This window comes from Dactylosporangium sp. NPDC051484 (assembly GCF_040689395.1).
Classification (GTDB): Bacteria; Actinomycetota; Actinomycetes; order Mycobacteriales; family Micromonosporaceae; genus Dactylosporangium.
Window position 1 is genome coordinate 12,060 of sequence record NZ_JBFAZX010000032.1, and the last position, 19,830, is coordinate 31,889.

The 19,830-nt window shown below is 71.0% G+C and carries 17 protein-coding genes; 5 read left to right on the top strand and 12 right to left on the bottom strand.

Annotated features, from left to right (window positions below; all coding sequences use genetic code 11):
• Nucleotides 1–3 precede the first annotated feature (3 nt).
• From AB0367_RS32775 to AB0367_RS32810, 8 genes are all read right to left on the bottom strand, one after another.
• Nucleotides 4–807, bottom strand: a complete 804-nt coding sequence (locus AB0367_RS32775) for a polyprenol monophosphomannose synthase (protein WP_366230361.1) — start codon at nt 805–807, stop codon at nt 4–6.
• Entirely contained in the window at nt 804–2,561 is a 1,758-nt protein-coding gene (gene lnt / locus AB0367_RS32780) for an apolipoprotein N-acyltransferase (RefSeq protein WP_366230420.1), read from the bottom strand. Before lnt ends, AB0367_RS32775 begins: the two co-directional genes overlap by 4 nt.
• Nucleotides 2,562–3,252: 691 nt before the next feature.
• Complete coding sequence (locus AB0367_RS32785) at nt 3,253–4,467, bottom strand: glutamate mutase L (RefSeq protein WP_366230362.1); 1,215 nt, start codon at nt 4,465–4,467, stop codon at nt 3,253–3,255.
• Nucleotides 4,464–4,847 (bottom strand): hotdog domain-containing protein, encoded by a 384-nt coding sequence (locus tag AB0367_RS32790; RefSeq protein ID WP_366230363.1) that lies wholly within the window; start codon nt 4,845–4,847, stop codon nt 4,464–4,466. Before AB0367_RS32790 ends, AB0367_RS32785 begins: the two co-directional genes overlap by 4 nt.
• A gap of 5 nt (nt 4,848–4,852) precedes the next feature.
• Complete coding sequence (locus tag AB0367_RS32795; protein WP_366230364.1) at nt 4,853–5,587, bottom strand: OAM dimerization domain-containing protein; 735 nt, start codon at nt 5,585–5,587, stop codon at nt 4,853–4,855.
• Nucleotides 5,580–7,160 carry a lysine 5,6-aminomutase subunit alpha gene (locus AB0367_RS32800; RefSeq protein ID WP_366230421.1) on the bottom strand — a complete coding sequence of 527 codons (1,581 nt, stop codon included), beginning with the start codon at nt 7,158–7,160 and terminating at the stop codon, nt 5,580–5,582. The genes AB0367_RS32795 and AB0367_RS32800 overlap by 8 nt, the downstream gene beginning before the upstream one ends.
• A 13-nt stretch (nt 7,161–7,173) precedes the next feature.
• Complete coding sequence (locus tag AB0367_RS32805) at nt 7,174–8,676, bottom strand: amidohydrolase family protein (protein WP_366230365.1); 1,503 nt, start codon at nt 8,674–8,676, stop codon at nt 7,174–7,176.
• Nucleotides 8,673–9,740: a zinc-binding alcohol dehydrogenase gene (locus AB0367_RS32810; protein WP_366230366.1), complete on the bottom strand. Its 1,068-nt coding sequence runs from the start codon at nt 9,738–9,740 to the stop codon at nt 8,673–8,675. The genes AB0367_RS32805 and AB0367_RS32810 overlap by 4 nt, the downstream gene beginning before the upstream one ends.
• A 196-nt stretch (nt 9,741–9,936) precedes the next feature.
• Here AB0367_RS32810 and AB0367_RS32815 point away from each other — a divergent pair, with 196 nt between their 5' ends.
• Nucleotides 9,937–11,274: a lysine 2,3-aminomutase gene (locus AB0367_RS32815; protein ID WP_366230422.1), complete on the top strand. Its 1,338-nt coding sequence runs from the start codon at nt 9,937–9,939 to the stop codon at nt 11,272–11,274.
• Nucleotides 11,275–11,429: 155 nt separating this feature from the next.
• On the opposite strand, the gene AB0367_RS32820 is transcribed toward AB0367_RS32815, so the two are convergent.
• From AB0367_RS32820 to AB0367_RS32830, 3 genes are all read right to left on the bottom strand, one after another.
• Complete coding sequence (locus AB0367_RS32820) at nt 11,430–11,945, bottom strand: GtrA family protein (RefSeq protein ID WP_366230367.1); 516 nt, start codon at nt 11,943–11,945, stop codon at nt 11,430–11,432.
• Nucleotides 11,946–12,111: 166 nt separating this feature from the next.
• Nucleotides 12,112–13,644 carry a PQQ-binding-like beta-propeller repeat protein gene (locus tag AB0367_RS32825; protein WP_366230368.1) on the bottom strand — a complete coding sequence of 511 codons (1,533 nt, stop codon included), beginning with the start codon at nt 13,642–13,644 and terminating at the stop codon, nt 12,112–12,114.
• 226 nt (nt 13,645–13,870) lie between these two features.
• Entirely contained in the window at nt 13,871–14,416 is a 546-nt protein-coding gene (locus AB0367_RS32830; RefSeq protein WP_366230369.1) for a 2'-5' RNA ligase family protein, read from the bottom strand.
• Nucleotides 14,417–14,633: 217 nt separating this feature from the next.
• Between AB0367_RS32830 and AB0367_RS32835 the strand changes: the two genes are divergently transcribed.
• The 4 genes from AB0367_RS32835 to AB0367_RS32850 all read left to right on the top strand — a co-directional run bounded on the left by AB0367_RS32835 (nt 14,634) and on the right by AB0367_RS32850 (nt 19,101).
• Complete coding sequence (locus AB0367_RS32835; protein WP_366230370.1) at nt 14,634–15,722, top strand: substrate-binding domain-containing protein; 1,089 nt, start codon at nt 14,634–14,636, stop codon at nt 15,720–15,722.
• 118 nt (nt 15,723–15,840) lie between these two features.
• A complete protein-coding gene (locus AB0367_RS32840) occupies nt 15,841–16,614 on the top strand; it encodes an ATP-binding cassette domain-containing protein (protein ID WP_366230371.1) in 774 nt (257 codons plus the stop codon).
• Nucleotides 16,611–17,867, top strand: a complete 1,257-nt coding sequence (locus AB0367_RS32845; RefSeq protein ID WP_366230372.1) for an ABC transporter permease — start codon at nt 16,611–16,613, stop codon at nt 17,865–17,867. Before AB0367_RS32840 ends, AB0367_RS32845 begins: the two co-directional genes overlap by 4 nt.
• Before the next feature lie 46 nt (nt 17,868–17,913).
• On the top strand, nt 17,914–19,101 hold the full coding sequence (locus tag AB0367_RS32850) for an ROK family protein (RefSeq protein WP_366230373.1): 1,188 nt from the start codon (nt 17,914–17,916) through the stop codon (nt 19,099–19,101).
• Nucleotides 19,102–19,191: 90 nt separating this feature from the next.
• Here the strand turns inward: AB0367_RS32850 and AB0367_RS32855 are convergent, their stop codons facing one another.
• A complete protein-coding gene (locus AB0367_RS32855) occupies nt 19,192–19,551 on the bottom strand; it encodes an Lsr2 family protein (RefSeq protein ID WP_366230374.1) in 360 nt (119 codons plus the stop codon).
• Nucleotides 19,552–19,830: the final 279 nt, after the last annotated feature.

Sequence of the window (19,830 nt, forward strand, 5' to 3'; positions counted from 1 at the left end):
TCGTCAGCGCCCCTGGTCGTGTCTGGCCGGCCCGTTGCCGGCGACGGCCCGTCTGAGCGCGTCCCACCGGGCGGCGGCGCCCCACACGGTGACTTTCCATAGTGCCTCGCGGACGATCGCGGAGCTCATCTTCGACTGGCCACGTTCGCGTTCGGTGAACGTGATCGGCACCTCAGCGACGCGGAACCCGTCCTTGTGGGAGCGCCAGGCCAGGTCGACCTGGAAGCAGTACCCGTGCGACGCGATCGAGTCGAGGTCGATCTTGCCCAGGACGGGGGTGCGGTAGGCGCGGTAGCCGCCGGTGGCGTCGCGCAGCGGCATGCCGAGGGCCATCCGCACGTAGATGTTGCCGATGCGGGAGATCGCCTGCCGGTGGGCGGGCCAGTTGACGGTCCTGCCGCCCTTGACGTAGCGGGAGCCGAGCACGACGTCGGCGTCGGCGAGGGCGTCGAGCAGCTTCGGCAGTTCCTCGGGGGCGTGGGAGCCGTCGGCGTCCATCTCCACGACGGCGTCGTAGCCGTGTTCGCCACCCCAGTGGAACCCGGCGATGTAGGCGGCGCCGAGGCCCTGCTTCCCGGCGCGGTGCATGACGTGCACGGCGGGGTCGGCGGCGGCGATCTCGTCGGCGATGTCACCGGTGCCGTCGGGGCTGTTGTCGTCGGCGACGAGGACGTCGACCTCGGGGGTGGCCTTACGGACCCGGTCGATGATGATCCGGATGTTGTCGGCCTCGTTGTACGTGGGGATGATGACGAGGACCCTGCCGACCCTGGGGTATTGGTTCACGCCTCGGTCGGTAGTGCTCACAGGTCCTCCTTGCCGCCTTCGGTGGCGTTCGGTGTCGCGTTGTCACCGGACCGGTCGTCCGGCCGTGGTGCACTGCCGCTGGTGTCGCCGCCGGCCACCGGCACCGTGGTGCGGCGGCGCCGCTGCCAGGTGGCGGCGACGAGACCGGCGACGGCGAGGCCGACGATCACCCACTCGGGGATCGCGCCGAGCCTTGTTGCAAGCGTACGTTCCGTGCCCAGCCGCAGCTCGGCGAGGATGACGGCGGGCTCGTCGAACCGGGTTTCGCCGCTGGTGGCGCCGGTGGTGTCGGCGAACGCGGAGATACCGACGGTGGAGGCCATGAGCGCGTCACGGCCATGTTCGACGGCCCGGAGACGGACCATGGCCAGCTGCTGGCGGGCCTCGGACTCGTCGAAGGTGGCGTTGTTCGTCTGCACGGCCAGCAGCTGCCCGCCGCCGTCGACGGTGTCACGGACGAGGTCGTCGACGGCGATCTCGAAGCAGATGACGTCACCGATGGTGGCGGGCCCGACCTGCAGCACACCGGGGCGGGTGCCGGCGGTCATGTCGGTGACCCGGTCGACCTCTTTGGACACGAGCCGGGCGATGGAACGCAGCGGCATCGTCTCGGCGAACGGCACGGGGTGGCGTTTGACGTACTTCGGGACCTCGTCACCGGCGCGGCGACCAGGGTTGAACACCAGCCCGGCGTTCTCGACGCCGGTCTCGGGGCTGTAGAGCACGGCACCGACGAGGATCGGGGCGCGCACGGCCTCCACGGCACGGTCGATGAGCTGCCCGGCGTCGCGGTTGCGCAGCGGGTCGATGTCGCTGGAGTTCTCCGGCCACACGACGAGGTCGGGCTGGCGGGCGGCGCCGGCACGGACCTGGTCGCCGAGGGCGATGGTCGCGTTGACGTGGTTGTCGAGCACGGCGCGGCGCTGGGCGTTGAAGTCCAGGCCGAGGCGGGGCACGCTGCCCTGCACGACGGCGACGTAGACGCTGCGGCCGCCCGGTTCGGCCAGCGGTACAGCCTGGGCGACGCCGGCCACGGCGCAGGCGAGCGCGACCGCGGCCAGGGGGGCGACGGCACGGCGGGGGTCGGTGCCGCCCCGCACACCGCGAAGCACGGCGTAGCCCAGCAACGCGCCGATGAGCGTGACGGCGAAGGTGAGCAGCGGGGCACCACCGGCGGCGGCGATGCGCAGCAGCGGCGACGTGTCCTGGCTGAACGCGACCCGGCCCCACGGGAACCCGCCGAACGGGGTGCGGCCGCGCAGCGCCTCCTGCGCGGTCCACAGGGCGGCGACGGCGGGCGGCCACGCCCAGCCGCCACGGTTCCACACGGTGCCCGCCCGGCCGGCCCCGCCGAACCGGACAAGCCCGTCGCGGCGGTCCAGCAGCGGGCTGATCCACGCGGACGCGGCACCCAGCAGCCCGAAGTACAGGGCTTGCAGCGTGGACAGCAGCAGCCACGGCACCATGCCGGTGTGCAGGTTGGTCCACGACAGCAGCGGGGTGAAGAACACCGCGCCGGTGACGAGGCCGAGCCAGAACCCGCCGCGCAGCCGCCGCCGGTGCACCGCCAGGGCGAGCAACGCGACCCCGACCGGGGCGGCCCACCACAGCCCGTACGGCGGGAACGCGACGAGCAGGGCACCACCGGCCACGGCGGCGCACAGCAGCGCCGCCCACGTGGGCAGCGGCGGCGGGACGGTCCCGGACCGGGTGCCGTGCGCCGCGGGCGCGGCGGCGGCATGTGCTTCGACCAACGTCACCTGCGCCACCCCAGTGTCGTGCGAAGTTTTGTCGTGCGGTGCGGCGCCCATTATGCGGGTCGCGCCGCCCAAACGTGGAATCCCGGGACGCTCAGCGCCGGGAACCGCGGCCAACCCGCCACGCGGGCCCCGCCGGCGGTGACGTCACGGCGATGGGCCGAGCTGAAATGGGGGCGCGACCGCAGTCGCGCCCCACGCTCCCAGACCCTGTGTCCGGCCGGTGCGGCAGTGACGTTCGAGCGCGGCCTTCGTTCCGGCGCGGCGCGAGCTGGCTGCCCGTGGCGTGCCGTTGTCTACTGGTCGCGTGATCCCCCCTGACCCGACACCGGTGGATGCCCGGTCCACGGCCCCCGCCGGCCCCCGCCGCCTGCGCTCCGGACGTCCCGTCGGTTGACGGTGGACACCCGGCCGGCCGGCAGTGGGGAGTAACGAACCGCGGTCATCCTTCCCGAAGTAGGACGCAAAGAAGGTACGCGCAGCCGCCGGGTGGATGTCAACCGTCCCACGGGATGGAATTCGGCACGGCGGCGTGTCGTCCAGGCGTGTCGGACCCGGTTCACCCACATGCTCACAGTTCGTGTCGTCCAGGTCACGCCGCGTCGCGGCCCAGCTGGTGACGGTCCGTGTTCACCGGCCCCCGAGCCGGGCCAGAGCTGGCCCGGAGCCGGCATCGAGCGCCGTGCAATCACCCTGCGGTCACCCGCAGCCCCTCACACAACCGGGCGGCGACACCAGGATGGTCGGCGGCGAGCAACCCCGCGGCGGCCAGGACATAGTCGGCGTCGACGGCGACACGCGGTGCGCGGGGCAGCGCCCACCCGCCGGCGTGGTCGTGCAAAGTCGGTGCGATCGCCGCGGCGGCCGCGGCACGTCCAGCATGCCGGAACACACCACCGGACGCCACGACCGACACGACATGTCGCAGGTCGCGTCCCGCCCTGGCATGGCGACGCACCGCGACGGTGACCGCCGCGGCCGCCGGCCCCAGCGGGCCCGCCGCGACCAGGACACGTTCCAGCTCGGCGGCGGCGCGGATACCGTCGCTGTTCCACCGCACACCGAGGTCACCCTCGACCGTCCGGGCGTGCCACAACACCCCGGCGACCGCGTCCGGGGCCGTCTCACGCGGCTGCAACGCCGAATACACGTCGGTGGTGGCCCCGCCCACGTCGACGACGAGCAGATCCCCGCCGGCACCGGCGGCCAGCACCCCGACACCGGTCAGGACCGCGTCCGGGGTCGCGGCGGCGACCATCCGGGCGAAACGGACGCCACGGGACAGCCGTTTACCGCCGATGACGTGGCTGATGAACATGTCACGGATCGCGGCACGGGCCGGGCCCGGGTCGATGACCCCGATGCGGGGCAGCACGTTACCGGTCGCGGTGACCGGCAACCCCCGCGCCGCGAGCAGGCCCGTGACATGCTCACGGGCATCGGCGTTACCGGCCACGACGACCGGGACCCGCCACCTCGCGGCCGCCAGCCGCCCGGCGTTGTGCACGATGGTGCCGGAGTCGCCGCCGTCGGTGCCACCGGCGAGCAGGACCACATCGGGCCTGGCCGCCCGCACCCCGGCCAGCGCCGCCACGGTGAGCCGCCCCGCGGCGACATGCACCACCCGGGCACCCGCGGACAGCGCGACCCGGTGAGCGGCGTCCGCGGACACGAGCGCCTCATAGCCGACGACCGCCAGGCGCAACCCGCCACCGGCCGACGAGCAGCAGTACACGTGCTCGACCGGCCCGGCAGCGGCCAGCAACACCTCGACACCCTCCAGGACATCGGTGCCCAAGGTCGTCGGATGCGTCGCCGTGCCCACCAACCGGCCCTCACGCAGGTCGACGACTGCGAGTTTCGTGTCGGTCGACCCCACGTCGAGGCAGGCGGCGCGGCTCACGCGGCGGGCACGACGACAGTGCCGGTCGCCGACACGGCCAGCAGCGGCGGATCGAGCACGGCCGCCGCCGACGGGCCGGCCTCAGGAGTACCACGGCAGGTGACATGGCAGGTGAAGTCGACGGTGCGGCTGCGGCTGCCCTGCCGCGTGACGACGGCGGTGACCTCCACGACGTCACCGGCACGGACCGGGGCGTGGAACGTGACGGCACTGTACCCGGCGAACAGACCCTCGTCACCGTCCGTGCGGATGCACAACTCGGTCGCGGCGTCGCCGAACAGGGCCAGGCTGTACGCACCGTCGACGAGGTTCCCGCCGTAGTGGGCATGCGCATACGGCACGTACCGGCGGTGCACGACCGTCGCCCCGACTTTGCTCACCGGACTCACCGGGCACCCCCTGCGGTGTGCGCGAGATACGACGCGACCTCGCGAGGCGTGGTGCCACGACCGAAGATCCGGTCGACGCCGAGTTCGCCGGCCATCCGCTCGTCGAACCGGGGCCCGCCGGCGACCAGCAGCGGCCGGCGGGCCGGCGCGAACGCCTCCCGGAACGCCGCCGACATGGCACGGGTGTTGTGCAGATGCGCATCACGCTGGGTGACGACCTGTGACACGAGCACCGCGTCCGCCTGTTCCGCCGTCGCGGCCGCGACGAGATCAGCGACCGTAACCTGCGCGCCGAGATTGACCACTCGCATCTCCCGGTAGTACTCCAGGCCCTTCTCCCCGGCGATACCCTTCACGTTGAGGATCGCGTCGATGCCCACCGTATGCGCGTCAGTGCCGATACACGCCCCGACAACGACGAACTTGCGCCGCAACCGGCCACGGATCGCCGCATTCACGTCCTTCGCCGACAACAGCGGAAAGTCCCGCTCGGCGACGACGACCTTCCCCGGCTCGACCAGATGGTTGACCCGCCCATACACCACGAAGAACGTGTGCCCGTCACCGATCGGCCGCGCGTGCACCACCATCGCCGGGTCGATACCCATCTTCCCCGCCAGCTGCAGCGCCGCGCCCTCACCCCGCCGGCCCGCCGGCAACGGCAGCGTGAACGAGACCTGCACCATGCCGTCACCAGTCGTGTCCCCGTACGGCCGGACGACGTCACTCACCGCACGCCCCCTCCCGCACCGCCGGCACCTCGCTCAGCAACGCCTCCGCCGGATTCCAGTAGCCCGGCTCCCGTCGCGCGACACCGTCGAGCCCCTTACCCCCGTCAGCCGGCCGGCGCATGATCCCGAACGTGCCGTCGGCGATCGCCGCGAGCAACCCCTCGTCCACGATCCGCCCCAGCAGCTCGACCGCCTCCCGCAGCACGACCGCCGCCCGGTCCTTGATGAACGGACCCGGCGTGAAGTCCTCGTGCAGGTTCCCCGCCGCCCGCATCACGTAGTGAACGTTCTGCAACGCGATGTCACGATCGGACAACCACGGCGTGACAACCGCCTCCGTCATCATCCCCACCAGCAGAATCCCCTGACCGGTGAGCATCCCGGCAAGATTGAAGAACCCATCGAGGAGATTGCCGCGGAACACGTCACCGGTCATGTGCCGCGTCGGCGGCATCCACTTCAGCGGCGCACCCGGAAACAACTCCCGCGCCAGCAACGCATGAGCCAGCTCCAGCCGGAACGACTCCGGCAGATCCGGATCGATCTCGAACGCGTGCCCGAGGCCCAGCTGCCACGTCTGCAGCCCCGCCTCCCGCGCGAAGAACTCGTTGAGCAGCTGCGACACCGTGACGGTGTGCGCCGCCTCGACCGCGTCGGCCGTGGTGAGATAATTGTCCTCACCCGTATTGATGATGATCCCCGCCCGCGCATGGACCTGCCGCGAGAACCGCTGATCCACGAACGTCCGCACCGGATTGATGTCACGGAACAGAATCCCGTACATCGAATCGTTCAGCATCATGTCCAGCCGTTCAAGCCCTGCCAGCACGGCGATCTCCGGCATGCACAGCCCCGACGCGTAGTTCGTCAGCCGCACATACCGGCCCACCTCTTTCGACGTCACATCCAGCGCCGCCCGCATGAGCCGGAAATTCTCCTGCGTGGCATACGTGCCCGCGAACCCCTCCCGGGTCGCGCCCTCCGGCACGAAGTCCAGCAACGACTGCCCCGTGGAACGAATCACCGCGATCACATCGGCACCGGCCCGCGCCGCCGCCTGCGCCTGCGGAATGTCCTCATAGATGTCACCGGTGGCGACGATCAGATACACCCACGGCCGGCGAACCGGATCACCGTGCCGCGCCACCAGCCGCTCCCGCTCCCGCCGCCGGCGGTCGATCCGGGCGACACCACGCCCCACCGCCGCCGTCGCCGCCCGCCGGGCCCGCCCGCTCTTGCCCGGATCCGGTACCTCGAAACGCACACTGCCCGCCGCGGCCTTCTGCGCCAGCAACGTCAGATCGGCGTGCCCGTCACGAACCAACGCCGCATACACCGGCAGCAGCACCCCATGGCCGAGACCGACATCGGCGACAACCGCATCGACCAGCCGGTTCACCCACGGAATGCCGTCCGGGTCCGCACCGCCGATCCCCGCCAGACGCAACGTCGCACGCTCCACGGCGACCGTCGTGTGCGTCCTGGCCAACTCCACCACCGGCGCACCCGCGGCGGCGGCCAGCCGCCGGGCACGAGCCACCGTCCGCCCGTCCAGCCCCAGTTTCCCGCTCACCGCCGCCTCCCGCTCATGTCGTGTGAATCTCGACGCCACCCAGCACCGTGGTCCGGGCCGCCGGGCTGACCTCGCCACCGACAACGCCACCGAGACGCTCGCTCGTCTCCCAGACCGTGAACGTGGCACTACCACCAGGGTTGAGCACACCCTCATCGTCGACCCCGGCCGCCCGCCACCCACCACGGGTATGCGCGGCGAACGCCGCCTTACCACCCAGACGCTGCACCGGATTGTGGTGACGCATCGCCGCCCGGCAACCACCCCACGGATCCAGCGGCGTCACCGGACTGTCCGACCCGAACGCCAGCAACACCCCGACACCCGCCATCGACCCGATCGGATTCGCCGCCAGAGCCCGCCCCGCACCGAGCCGCTGCGCGTACATGCCATGCCCGCCACCCCACAGCCGATCAAACGCCGGCTGCACCGACGCGACAATCCCGAACTCCACGAACCGGGCGATCGCCGCCCTGTCCAGCAACTCGGCGTGCTCCACACGATGCCGCCCGGCCCGCAACCGCTCCACACCCACCCTGGCCGCGGCACCCGCGAACCCGGCCAGCACCGTGTCGACAGCCCGATCACCGATGGCGTGGAACCCGCCCTGCACCCCGTGCCCGACACAACCGACAAGATGCTCGGTGACCTGCTCCACGGTGAGATAACCATGACCACACGAGCCCGGCTCGTCGCCATAGTCCGCACGCAGGTGAGCGGTGCGGGCACCGAGAGCCCCATCCGCGTACAGATCTCCCGCCGCGCCGATCGCACCGAGCTCACGAGCCTTCGCCGCCGCCCCAATCTCCCCCCACAACCCGAACACCCGCGGCAACCGCGGCCCATGCCCCAGCGCGGCGACGAAATCGTCCTCCCCCGACGTGCCCGGCCCCCCACACTCGTGCACCGCGGCGATACCCAGCGCCGCCGCATGCCGCAACGCCGCCCGCTGCGCGGCACCCAACTGCGCCGACGTGATCGACCCGTACGCCGCCTCCCGCACCACATGATGGGCGTCACGACGCAGCCAGCCGCCATCGTCATACCCGGCCGCGACCCTCGCCTCATCACTGAGCAACGCCGTGGACACCAGCGCCGCGTGCACACACGTGCGGGACAGATACACCCGCCGGCCACCACCGGCCCGATCCAGCTGCGCGGCACTCGGAGTGCGCTGATCCGCCCACCCCGACTCGTCCCAGCCGTGACCGATGACAACCGCATCCCCGGGCAACGCCGCCGCGTGCGCCGCGACCGCATCGAGCACCTCCACCGCCGACGCCGCACCCGACAGGTCAAGACCCTGCAGCGTGAGCCCGGTCGCGCTCAGATGCACGTGCGCGTCGACGAACGCCGGCGTCACCAGGGCACCCTCGAGATCGACGACCCGGTCCGCGCCACCGGGCGCGTCCGCGTCAGGCCCGAGCCAGGACATACGGCCACCGTCGACGAGCAACGCGGTGGCGGAAGGATCGGCCGGAGTGTGGACGAGGCCACCGCGGTAAAGGGTCTTCATGCCGCCCAGTCTGCCAACCGCGGCCGCAACCGCGCCTGGAACAACTGCCGCACCGCACTGTCGGATCGCAGCAGACCCAGCGCATACTCGGCGTGGCCGGGCACATAACCGTTGCCGATGAGCATCGTCACATCCGCCGCGAGGCCCTCCGCACCCAGCGCCGCCGCCGGGAACGACGTGGCCATGGAGAAGAACACCACCGTCCCCCCGGGCGCCGTGGCCAGGATCGCGGCATGCTCACAACCGGGAACCTCGACACACACCACCGTCAGATCCCCCGGCCCGCCACACCCCTCCAGGACGGCGGCCAGACCGGCCGCGTCACGGGCGTCGGCGACCACGACCGACCCCGCCAGCCCCGCACTGGCCAGCAGGTCACGCTCGGCGTCGTCACGGACCACCCCGACGCTCACCACCCGGTCACCGCCGGCCGCGCGGGCCGCGGCCAGCGCCAGACTGCCGCTCTTACCGGCCGCACCCAGCACCACGACCCGGACCGGCCCGCCCCGCTCGGCCAGAATGCCGCGCAGACTCCGCGCGACCAGCGCCGGGGCGCCGCACACGTCGAACACGGCCAGGGCCAGCCCCGGATCAAGATCGTCGGGCAGCACCGCGGCGATCGACCGAGCGAACAGGATCGCGTGGCCCTCGCACGGCACCTGCTCACCGAGGCCGTCCCAGCGTCGCAGCCCGTCAGTGACCGCCAGCGGCGTGAGGGTGAGCGAAACCAGGGTCGCGACCCGGTCGCCGGGGCGCAGCCCGAGCGGCGACGCGGGCCCCGCCTCCTCGACCGTGCCGATGAGCATCCCGCCGGAGCCGGTCACCGGGTTGTGCATCTTGCCCCGGGTCTCGATGATCCCGAGCACCGCAGCGCGGATGCGGTCCCCGTCGCCGCCGTGCTCGGCTGCCAGCTGCCGGTAGCTCGCCGCGTCGAGGTTGAGCCGCTGCACGCCGACGCGGACCTCGTCGTCGGCGATCCGCGGGGACGCGTCGAGGCGCAACGCCGCCTGCGGCAGCACCCCGGCCGGAGCAATCACCCGATGCAACCCGATTGGCGAACTCATTTCCCGCACCACCCGATGTGTGCCGAAGATTTTCCGGCAGAATAACGCAATCACAGGATATCTTTCAAGCACGACGAGCGCACGGTGCGGGCGGCTGGCTTCCCGCCCTGCGACGGTAAAACTTCCGGCTCAAGGATCGCTTGACGGAAGATTTCCCGCTAGTCTCCCGACTAGGCGGAAAAATTAAGGGAGCGGGATCGTGCAGCCATACATCTACCAGCGCCACGCGCTCGAAGAACCCGACTGGCGACGCTTCCCCGCCTGGACGACCGTCACCCGCGAACAGTGGGAATCCGCCCAATGGCAACGCGCCCACTGCGTCAAGAACATCAACCAGCTACGCACCGTCCTCGGCGACCACGTCACCGACACCTTCTACGACGACCTCGCCACCGACCAGGCCAACCACGCCACCATGTCCATGCTCATCCCCCCACAGATGATCAACACCATGGTGCCCGCCACCACCCCCACCGACGACACCCTCCGCAACGACCCTATCCGCCGCTACATGCTCCCCATCGCCAGCGACCGCCTCACCGACTGGCCCTCCCACCCCTACGCCACCCGCGACTCCCTCCACGAACACGACATGTGGGTCGCCGAAGGACTCACCCACCGCTACCCCACCAAAGTCCTCGCCGAACTCCTCGCCACCTGCCCCCAGTACTGCGGCCACTGCACCCGCATGGACCTCGTCGGCAACAACACCCCCACCGTCACCAAACTCAAACTCGCCAGCAAACCCACCGACCGCCACACCGCCATCCTCGACTACCTACGCACCCACCCCGGCGTCCGAGACGTCGTCGTCTCCGGCGGAGACGTCGCCAACCTCCCCTGGCACCAGCTCGAGTCCTTCCTCATGCAACTGCTCGCCATCGACACCATCCGCGACATCCGCCTCGCCACCAAGGCCCTCATGGGCCTCCCGCAGCACTGGCTGCAACCCACTGTCGTCGAAGGCCTCGAACGCGTCGCCCGCACCGCCGCCCGCCGCGGCGTCAACCTCGCCATCCATACTCACGTCAACCACGCCCGGTCCCTCACCCCACTCGTCGCCAAGGCCGCCCACACCGCGCTCGAAGTCGGCGTCCGCGACGTGCGCAACCAGGGCGTCCTCATGCGCGGCGTCAACGCCACGACCCCCGACCTGCTCGACCTCTGCTTCGCCCTCCAGGGCGAGGCCGGCATCCTGCCCTATTACTTCTACATGTGCGACATGATCCCCAACGCCGAACACTGGCGCGTCGCCGTCTGGCAGGCACAGCGACTCCAGCACGACATCATGGGCTACCTGCCCGGATACGCCACCCCCCGCATCGTCTGCGACGTGCCCTACGTCGGCAAACGCTGGGTCCACATGGTCACCGAGTACGACCGCGAACGCGGCATCAGCTACTGGACCAAGAACTACCGCACCAGCATCGAGGACGACGCCACCCAACTCGACCGCACCTACCCCTACTACGACCCCATCGACACCCTGCCCGAAACCGGCGCCGACTGGTGGCGCAAAGAGCACGCCGAGTAGGCCCCGGCTCCGAGCGCGAGGTAGCCCACGCGCCGCGCCGAAAAACGAAAGTCTGCCGCGCAGCGGCTCGTTTGTGCTGTTCAGACGTGGCGAAGCCACGTCGTGTATCGCGTCCTAGGATGCTAGGAAATGACGTCGACGCTGCGGACCCTGAGCTAGGGAGCGACGGCGTCGTCGACCGGGTCGGCGATTGCGGCGGGCGCGGGGCGGGCCGGGCGTTCGCGGAAGACCCACCAGCGCGACGCTGAGTACGTGAACACCGCCACGATGAACGACGCCAGGACGCGCGCGACGCGGAAGTCCAGGCCCAGCATCGACAGGCCGGTCGTCACCGTGACCGTGGTGAGGTAGTCGCCGAGCAGCACGACCGCGTACCGCACGATCTGGCCGCCGACCGGCGCGTGTGAGCGGAAGTTCACCGTGCGGTTGAGCACGAAGTTGAGGCCGAACGCGCCGATGTACGCGATGGAGACCGCGACCGGCATCGGCAGGTGCGTCCAGCGCCGCAGCATCGCCAGCACCGCGAGATCGATGCAGAACGTAAAGGCGCCGAGCATGGCGAAGCCGACCAGCTCGCGCGGCAGGACGCGGCGCAGGCGCGGGGGCAGCCGCTGCACCCAGGCGGTGAGGAAGTCGCCGAGCCGCTCCGCGGGCTTGCGCTCCAGCGTCATGGGAACAATCATTCCGGAGCCCCGCGCTCCCCCGCCGTCAGGGTTGCGTCAGTTCTGCCGCGTAGCGGCTCGATGTGCTCTCCAGCGTGGCGCCAGCCACGCCCCTAGCGCATCCTAGGACGCTAGGATAAGACATCGAGCGCCGAGGCCGGCGAACGGTCGCCGGTCACGACACCGACAGCGAGTGAACCGCGCCGGCGCGGGTGCCGAAGTACATCGCGCCCTTCCAGACGGCCGGCGTCGACTCGATGCACCCGCCGATCTTCAGCTCCCACAGCGGGCGCGGGTCGGCGTGAGTGTCCGCCACGTCGTAGGCGTGCATGGTGCCCGCGCAGTCGCCGATGAACAGCGTGTCGTCGACGCTCACCGGGGACTGCCAGGTCTCACCGCCCGGCACGTGGAAGCGCCACCGCACCTCCCCCGTGACCCGGTCGATGCCCAGCACGTCGCCGCCCGTGGTGTCGTAGACGACGATGTCCTTGTACAGCGCCGGGGTCCCCCAGATCCCGGCCGGCTTGGAGCCCTGGTCCTTCACCGACCACACCACCGGGTTGTCCGGCTTGGACGGGTCGAGCTTGATCATCTGCCCGACCTCGCGGGAGCGGGCGTTGCCCTTCTCGAACTCCGACCCGATGTACAGGAAGCCGTCGGAGTCCACGACCACGGACGCGTCGGTGTCGTCGCCGGTCCAGAACCGGAAGGTCCGCGTCGGCATCCGGCCCTGCTTGAGACCGGAGAGGTCCCAGCCCTGCACCAGGCCGCCGGAGTTGGCGAAGTACACGGTGTCCTTGTAGACGGCGACCGAGTTCTCGATCGACACGTTCGTGTCGCCGAAGTCCTTGAGCAGCTGATCGTCCCAGCCGGGCGTGTGGAACACCAGCTTCGGGTCGACGGTGACCTTGCCGTCCGGGCCGTACGAGCGGTTGAGCTTCACGATGTGGAACTGGCTGTTCTCCCCGCCCTCGAGCAGGTAGTCGTCGATGATGAGGCCGGAGCCGTCCCAGTCGTCGTTCCACAGCGTCGGCTTGACCGCGTCCGCGGAGAGCTTCCACAGCTCGGTCGGCGTGCCCCGGTCCAGCGCGATGACGCGGTAGTAGTTGTCCCGTGACCCGGAGTAGAGCAGCGGGAACCCGTCCGGGTCGACCGTGACGCTGCCCTTGATGATGTCGCCGGTCTTGAAGTCGGGCATGATGCGCTCGCCGGTCGCCGCGTCGAGGAAGTGGATGCTGCGGTCGTACGCGCCGAACACGACCCACGTGCGCCCGTCGCGCTCGAACACGGCCGGCTGGCCGGTCCAGCCGTTGCCGCACCACTCGGTCGTCTTGCCCTTGTCCGTCGACATCGAGCACATCCCGCCCGACTGCGGGAACTGCCACTTGTGCACCGGGGTCGTGCGGGGCACCGGGCCCTGCCCGTAGTACGTGCGGGTCGGGTTGCCGCGGAACGTCAGCAGGCCCTGGACCTTCGTGCCGTACGGCTTGCCGACCAGCGCCGGGTCGGACCAGCCGATGAACGGCGGCGACGGTGACAACGACGCGGACGGCGGGGCGGCCACGACCGGGGTGGCCGAGGCCTCGCCGCCCGCGGCGGGCTGCCCCGATCCGGCGTTGCGCAGCACATACACGGTCGTCGCGACGCCGCCGACGATGAGCACCAGCAACCCCGCGACAAGGAGCCGGAACTGACCCACACGTGACATTCGCACATTATGGGGGTCGATGGGCCGGTCGCGGTTCATCCGAACGGTGCGACGGGATCCCATTCGGGTTCCTCGAAATGCCGGTGGTTCGTGCCGGGCTTCCAGCCGGGCCGCACGTCGCGTCTGTCCAGATAGGACCTCGCGGCCGGCGGATACGGGTGCCCCGACGTTTGTCCGCCGCCATGGAGGCGTCGTCGCGGATCGGCAGGCGCGCCGGTCGGCCGGCTCAGACCGCCAGCCGTGGCGCGCACAGCGGCAGGTCGGCGAGCGGCGTCCAGGAGTCCGGCGCCGCGCGGCCGCGGATCAGCCGGGCCGACGTGACGGCGAACCGCACCGGCAGCAGCGGCTCGATCGCGGCCTGGGCGGCGCGCAGCCGTTCGACGGGGGCGCCGTCGCCGACCGTCAGGTGCGGGATCACGTCGGCGTGGCGCCCCTCGTACGGCGGGCAGGCCGGAAACCGCGCCCAGACGGCGGCGGTGAGCGCGCGGAACGCGTCGGCGGGCTCCGGGGCCAGCCACAGCACCTGCTCGCCGAACCAGCGGGCGGCGGTCAGCTCGGCGGTGAATCGCGGCACCGAGGCGATCGCGGCGGCCAGGTCCGCCAGTGCGGTGGCGTCGAGCGCGTCCGGCGGCACGAACGGGAACAGCACCGTCACGTGCGCGCCGACGCCCCAGCCCGCGGCCGGGTCGTAGGCGGCCCGGAACCCGCCGACGACCGGCTCGGCCTCCGGCACGGCGACGATGACCGCGGTCTGCTCGGCGTGGTGCCCCATACGCGCCCCCGTGCGTATCGAACCTCGCTGAGCCTCCACAATAGTTCGGGTCTGTCACGCAACGTGAGCGGGCGTGACTGCCAGCGCTTTGCGGAATCGTTACGGGCGGCGACCGCGCACCGGCGATGGCTCCCTTGTGTGTGCGGGCGGCACGCAATACGTTGCCCGACACAGCACTCACCGTCGAGCCCCGATCGACACCGAAAGGACCCGTGCAATGCGCAGAGGGATCCTCTCCCTGCTGGCGGTGAGCGTGCTGGCCGCGAGCGGGCTCGCCGCCTGCACCGAGCACGTGTCCGGCGCCGGCGGGCACGGCGGCCGGCCACGCATCGGCGTCATCCTGCCCGACAGCAAGTCCTCGGCGCGCTGGGAGACCGCGGACCGCAAGTACCTGTCCGCCGCGTTCAAGGCCGCCGGGGTCGACTACGAGATCCAGAACGCGCAGAACGACAAGAGCGCCTTCACCACGATCGCCGAGCAGATGATCACCCAGGGCGTCGACGTGCTCATGATCGTCAACCTGGACTCCGGCACCGGCAAGGCGGTGCTGGACAAGGCCCGCAACGCCGGCGTGGCCACCATCGACTACGACCGGCTCACGCTCGGCGGCTCGGCGCGCTACTACGTGTCGTTCGACAACACCGCCGTCGGAACTCTGCAGGGCCAGGGCCTGGTCCGCTGCCTCGCCGACACGAAGATCACCCGGCCGGTCGTCGCCAAGCTCAACGGCTCGCAGACCGACAACAACGCGACGCTGTTCAAGGACGGCTACGACGCCGTGCTGGGCCCGAAGTTCGCCTCCGGTGAGTACGTCAAGGGCCCGGACCAGTGGATCGAGGAGTGGGACAACACCCGGGCCGGGACGGCGTTCGAGCAGATGATGACCGCCCAGCCGAATATCGGCGGGGTGATCGCCGCCAATGACGGGCTGGCCAACGCGGCCATCAACGTGCTCAAGAAGCAGGGGCTCAACGGGCGCATCCCGGTCACCGGGCAGGACGCGACCGCGCAGGGCCTGCAGAACATCCTCAACGGTGACCAGTGCATGACCGTCTACAAGGACGTGCGTCGCGAGGCGGCCGCGGCCGCCCGGCTGGCCATCGGTCTGGCCAAAGGTGAGACGGGCGTCACGGACAGCAAGGTCTACGACCCGCTGGGCAAGCGGAGCGTGGACGCGATCCTGCTCGAGCCCAAGGCGATCACCAGGGACAACGTCAAGGACGTCATCGACGACGGATATGTCGCGGCCAGCGAGGTGTGCACCGGCGACTTCGCCGCGAAATGTTCCGCGGCGGGTATCAAGTAAGGTACCGGATCTCACACCTGGGGATCTGCCAGCCCGGCGGACACGGCGGCACCGGAGCCGGTCGCGACCGCCGGGGCGACGCCGCGACCGCCACCGCGGGCCGGCCCGAAGGAGCATCGTGACCGATACACCCCTGCTGGAGATCCGCGGGCTCAACAAGAGCTTCGGACCCGTCCAGGTGCTTCGCGGCGTGGACTTCTCCGTCCACGCCGGGCAGGTCACCGCCCTGGTCGGCGACAACGGGGCCGGCAAGTCCACCCTCGTCAAGTGCGTCGGCGGGATCTACTCGATCGACTCCGGGGAGTACCTGTTCGAGGGCCGGCCGGTGTCCGTGCACGGCCCACGCGACGCCGCCGCGCTCGGGGTCGAGATCGTGTACCAGGACCTGGCCCTGTGCGACAACCTCGACATCGTGCAGAACATGTTCCTCGGCCGGGAGATCCGCCGGGGGCTGGTCCTCGACGACATCACCATGGAGCAGCGGGCCGCCGAGACCCTGGCGAGCCTGTCGGTGCGCACGGTGGCGTCGGTCCGCCAGCCGGTCTCGAGCCTCTCCGGCGGCCAGCGGCAGACGGTCGCCATCGCCAAGGCCGTGCTGTGGAACAACCGCATCGTCATCCTCGACGAGCCCAACGCCGCGCTCGGCGTCGCGCAGACCGCCCAGGTCCTGGAGCTGGTGCGCCGCCTGGCCGACAACGGACTGGCCGTGGTGCTCATCTCGCACAACATGAACGACGTGTTCGCCGTCGCTGACCGCATCGCCGCGCTGTACCTCGGCCAGATGGCCGCCGAGGTCCGGGCCACCGACGTGACCCACTCACAGGTGGTCGAGCTCATCACCACCGGCCGCAGCGGCGAACTCGGGCTGCGCCAGAACGGAGCCACGGCATGAGCACGACTCTCGAGGCTCAGGAGCGCGCGGGCGGGCGGCCCGCGCACGGCTTCGCGGCGTACACCCGCAATTACGTGGCCCGGGTGCGCGGCGGCGACATGGGCGCGCTACCGGCCGTGCTGGGGCTGCTCACGCTGACCATCGTGTTCTCCGTCGCCCGGCCGCGCTTCGTCACCGCCGGCAACCTGGCGAACCTGCTCAACCAGGGCGCGGCCGTCACGGTCATCGCGATGGGGCTCGTGTTCGTGCTCCTGCTCGGCGAGATCGACCTGTCCGCCGGGTTCGCCAGCGGGGTCTGCGCCTCCGTCCTCGCGGTACTGCTGACGAACTTCGGCCTGCCGTGGTATGTGGCGGTGCTGGGCGCCATCCTCACCGGCGCCGCGATCGGGCTGCTCATCGGCCTGCTCGTGGCCAAGCTCGGCATACCGTCGTTCGTCGTCACGCTCGCCGCGTTCCTGGCCTTCCAGGGCGCGGTGCTGCTGCTGATGAAGGGCGGCACGATCGTCGCCGTCGACGACCCGACCATCAAGAAGATCAACTTCGACGGCCGGTTCACCCCGGAGCAGGGCTGGGTGCTCTACGGCGTCACGGTCGCGGGGATGCTCGCCCTGCACCTGTGGAAGCGCTACAGCCGGGTCCGTCACGGGCTGACCGCCGAGCCGGCGTCGGTGATCGCGATCCGCGTCGTCACCGTCGCCGTGCTGCTCGGCGGCGCGGTGTGGACGCTCAACCTGGAGCGCTCCAAGAGCGACACGATCTCCCAGCGGGGCGTGCCGATGATCGTGCTCATCGTCGGGGTCCTGCTGGCGCTGTGCACGTTCGTGCTCAACCGCACCACGTTCGGCCGGCACATCTACGCCGTCGGCGGCAATCGCGAGGCCGCCCGCCGCGCCGGCATCCACGTCGACGCGATCCGCATCTCCGTGTTCGTCATCTGCTCCACCATGGCGGCCGTCGGCGGCATCGTGGCCGCGTCGCGGGACGCCTCGGTCAACCCGAACACCGGCGGCAGCAACGTGCTGCTGTACGCGGTCGGCGCGGCCGTCATCGGCGGTACCAGCCTCTTCGGGGGCAAGGGCCGGGTGCTCAACGCGGTCCTCGGCGGTGCGGTGGTGGCCGTCATCGAGAACGGCATGGGCCTGATGGACTACAGCCCCGGCACGAAGTACATCGTCACCGGCGTCGTTCTCCTGCTCGCCGCCGGTATCGACGCGCTGACCCGGCGGCGCGCGGCCGCGGCAGGGCTGCGATGACGCTCAACGACTAGGCTCACTTCCGCACCCCACAAGAAAGCCGAGCATGCGCGTTGGCCCCAGCCAGGAGGAGATCCGCCGGAGCAATCTCGGAGCGCTCCTGCGTTCCGTGCATCTCCACGGCGCCATGTCCCGCGCCGACCTCACCGCGAGCCTGGGACTCAACCGCAGCACGATCGGCGCGCTGACCGCTGACCTGGCCGCCACCGGCCTGGTCAGCGAGGGGGTACCGCGCGAGCAGCGGGGCCGGGCCGGGCGACCCTCCCTCGTGGTGCGGCCCGAGTCGGAGAAGGTCTACGTGTATGCCGTCGCCGTCGAGGTCGACCGGATCGTCGCCGCCCGGATCGGGCTCGGCGGGGTGCTGCTCGACCGGTTCGAGACCGCCCGCCCGCGCGGTGAGCACGACGCCGCCACCGTCGTCGCGCCGATCGCCGACTTCGTGCGCAAGATGCGGGTCACCGTCCCCGCCGGAGCCCGGCTCATCGGCAGCGGCGCCGCGGTCTCGGCCATGGTGCGCCGCGAGGACGGGTTCGTCCGCCTCGGCCCCCAGCTCGGCTGGGCCGACCAGCCCCTCGGCGAGGCCCTGCGCGACCTCATCGGCGACGGCCGGCCCGTGGCCGTGCGCAACGACGCCGACCTCGCCGCGCTCGCCGAGCACACCCGCGGCGCCGCCGCCGGCTGCGACAACCTCGTCTACCTCTACGGCGACGCCGGCGTCGGGGGCGGCATCATCGCCGCGGGCCGCCCGGTCACCGGCCACGGCGGATACGGCGGCGAGGTCGGCCACATGGTCGTCAACCCCAACGGCAAGCCGTGCAGCTGCGGCTCTCGCGGCTGCTGGGAGACCGAGATCGGCGAGCACGCGCTGTTGTCGGCCGCCGGGCGCGACCCGACCGCCGGCCGCGACGGCATCCTGGCCGTGGTCGACGCCGCGTCACGGGGCGACAACACCGCGCAGGCGGCGATGCGCCAGGTCGGCGACTGGCTCGGCTTCGGCGTGGCCAACCTGGTCAACATCTTCAACCCGGAAATGGTGATCTTCGGGGGCACGCTCCGGGAGGTGTACCTCGCCTCCGCCGCCCAGGTGCGCAGCCGCCTCAACCGCAACGGGCTGCCCGCCTGCCGTGAGCACGTCCGCCTGCGCACCCCGCAGCTTGGCCGGGACGCGGCCCTGCTCGGCGCCGCTGAGCTGGCCTTCGAGCCGCTCTTCGCCGATCCGCTCGACTCGGCCTGATTCGACTCGACCTGATCGACTCGGCCTGATTCGACTGACGACATCCGGCTTACGACTGATGGGGGCGCCCGGAACTGGGCGCCCCCATGTTCAGCTTCCCGCTTCGGCGTGGAACCGTTCGACGATGTCGGAACGGATCCGGCCGCGGTCGGAGACCTGCAGCCCCTTGCTCTGCGCCCATTCACGGATCGCCCGGTTCTGTTCCCGCTCCGCGCGGGCGGACAGGACCGGGCGGCCGCGGCCGCCGCGCGCCGGTGGCGCCTGCGCGGCCGTCCGGCCGAGCTTCGAGGCGGCCGCGACGAATGGCGCGAGCACGTCCCGCAACTCGGCCGCGTTTTTCGCGGACAGATCGATGGTGTACTGCACGCCGTCGAGGCCGAAGCTGAGGCTCTCGTCGGCGAGCCCGCCGTCGAGGTCGTCGATCAGCTCATGTATCACGCGTCTAGCCATGGCGATACTGCCTTCCGATACGGGGAGTGAAATTCCGCAGCCCGCACGGCTTCGCCGGACACGCTGAAATCGGTCAGACGGGCAGTGACAGGCACGGAACGGTCGTCGCAGCCTACTGCAACGCTCACGGAAGGCAACCGCCGCCCTGAGCTATCGGACACCCCGACCAGATCCACATCGAGTGATCGGACCGCTACAGAACCGCCTGTCCCGGCCGTCCGGCCGGGCGACCAGGCAGCCACCCCAGGGCGCCGGCCCGGCCGTGCGGCTCAGCGATCG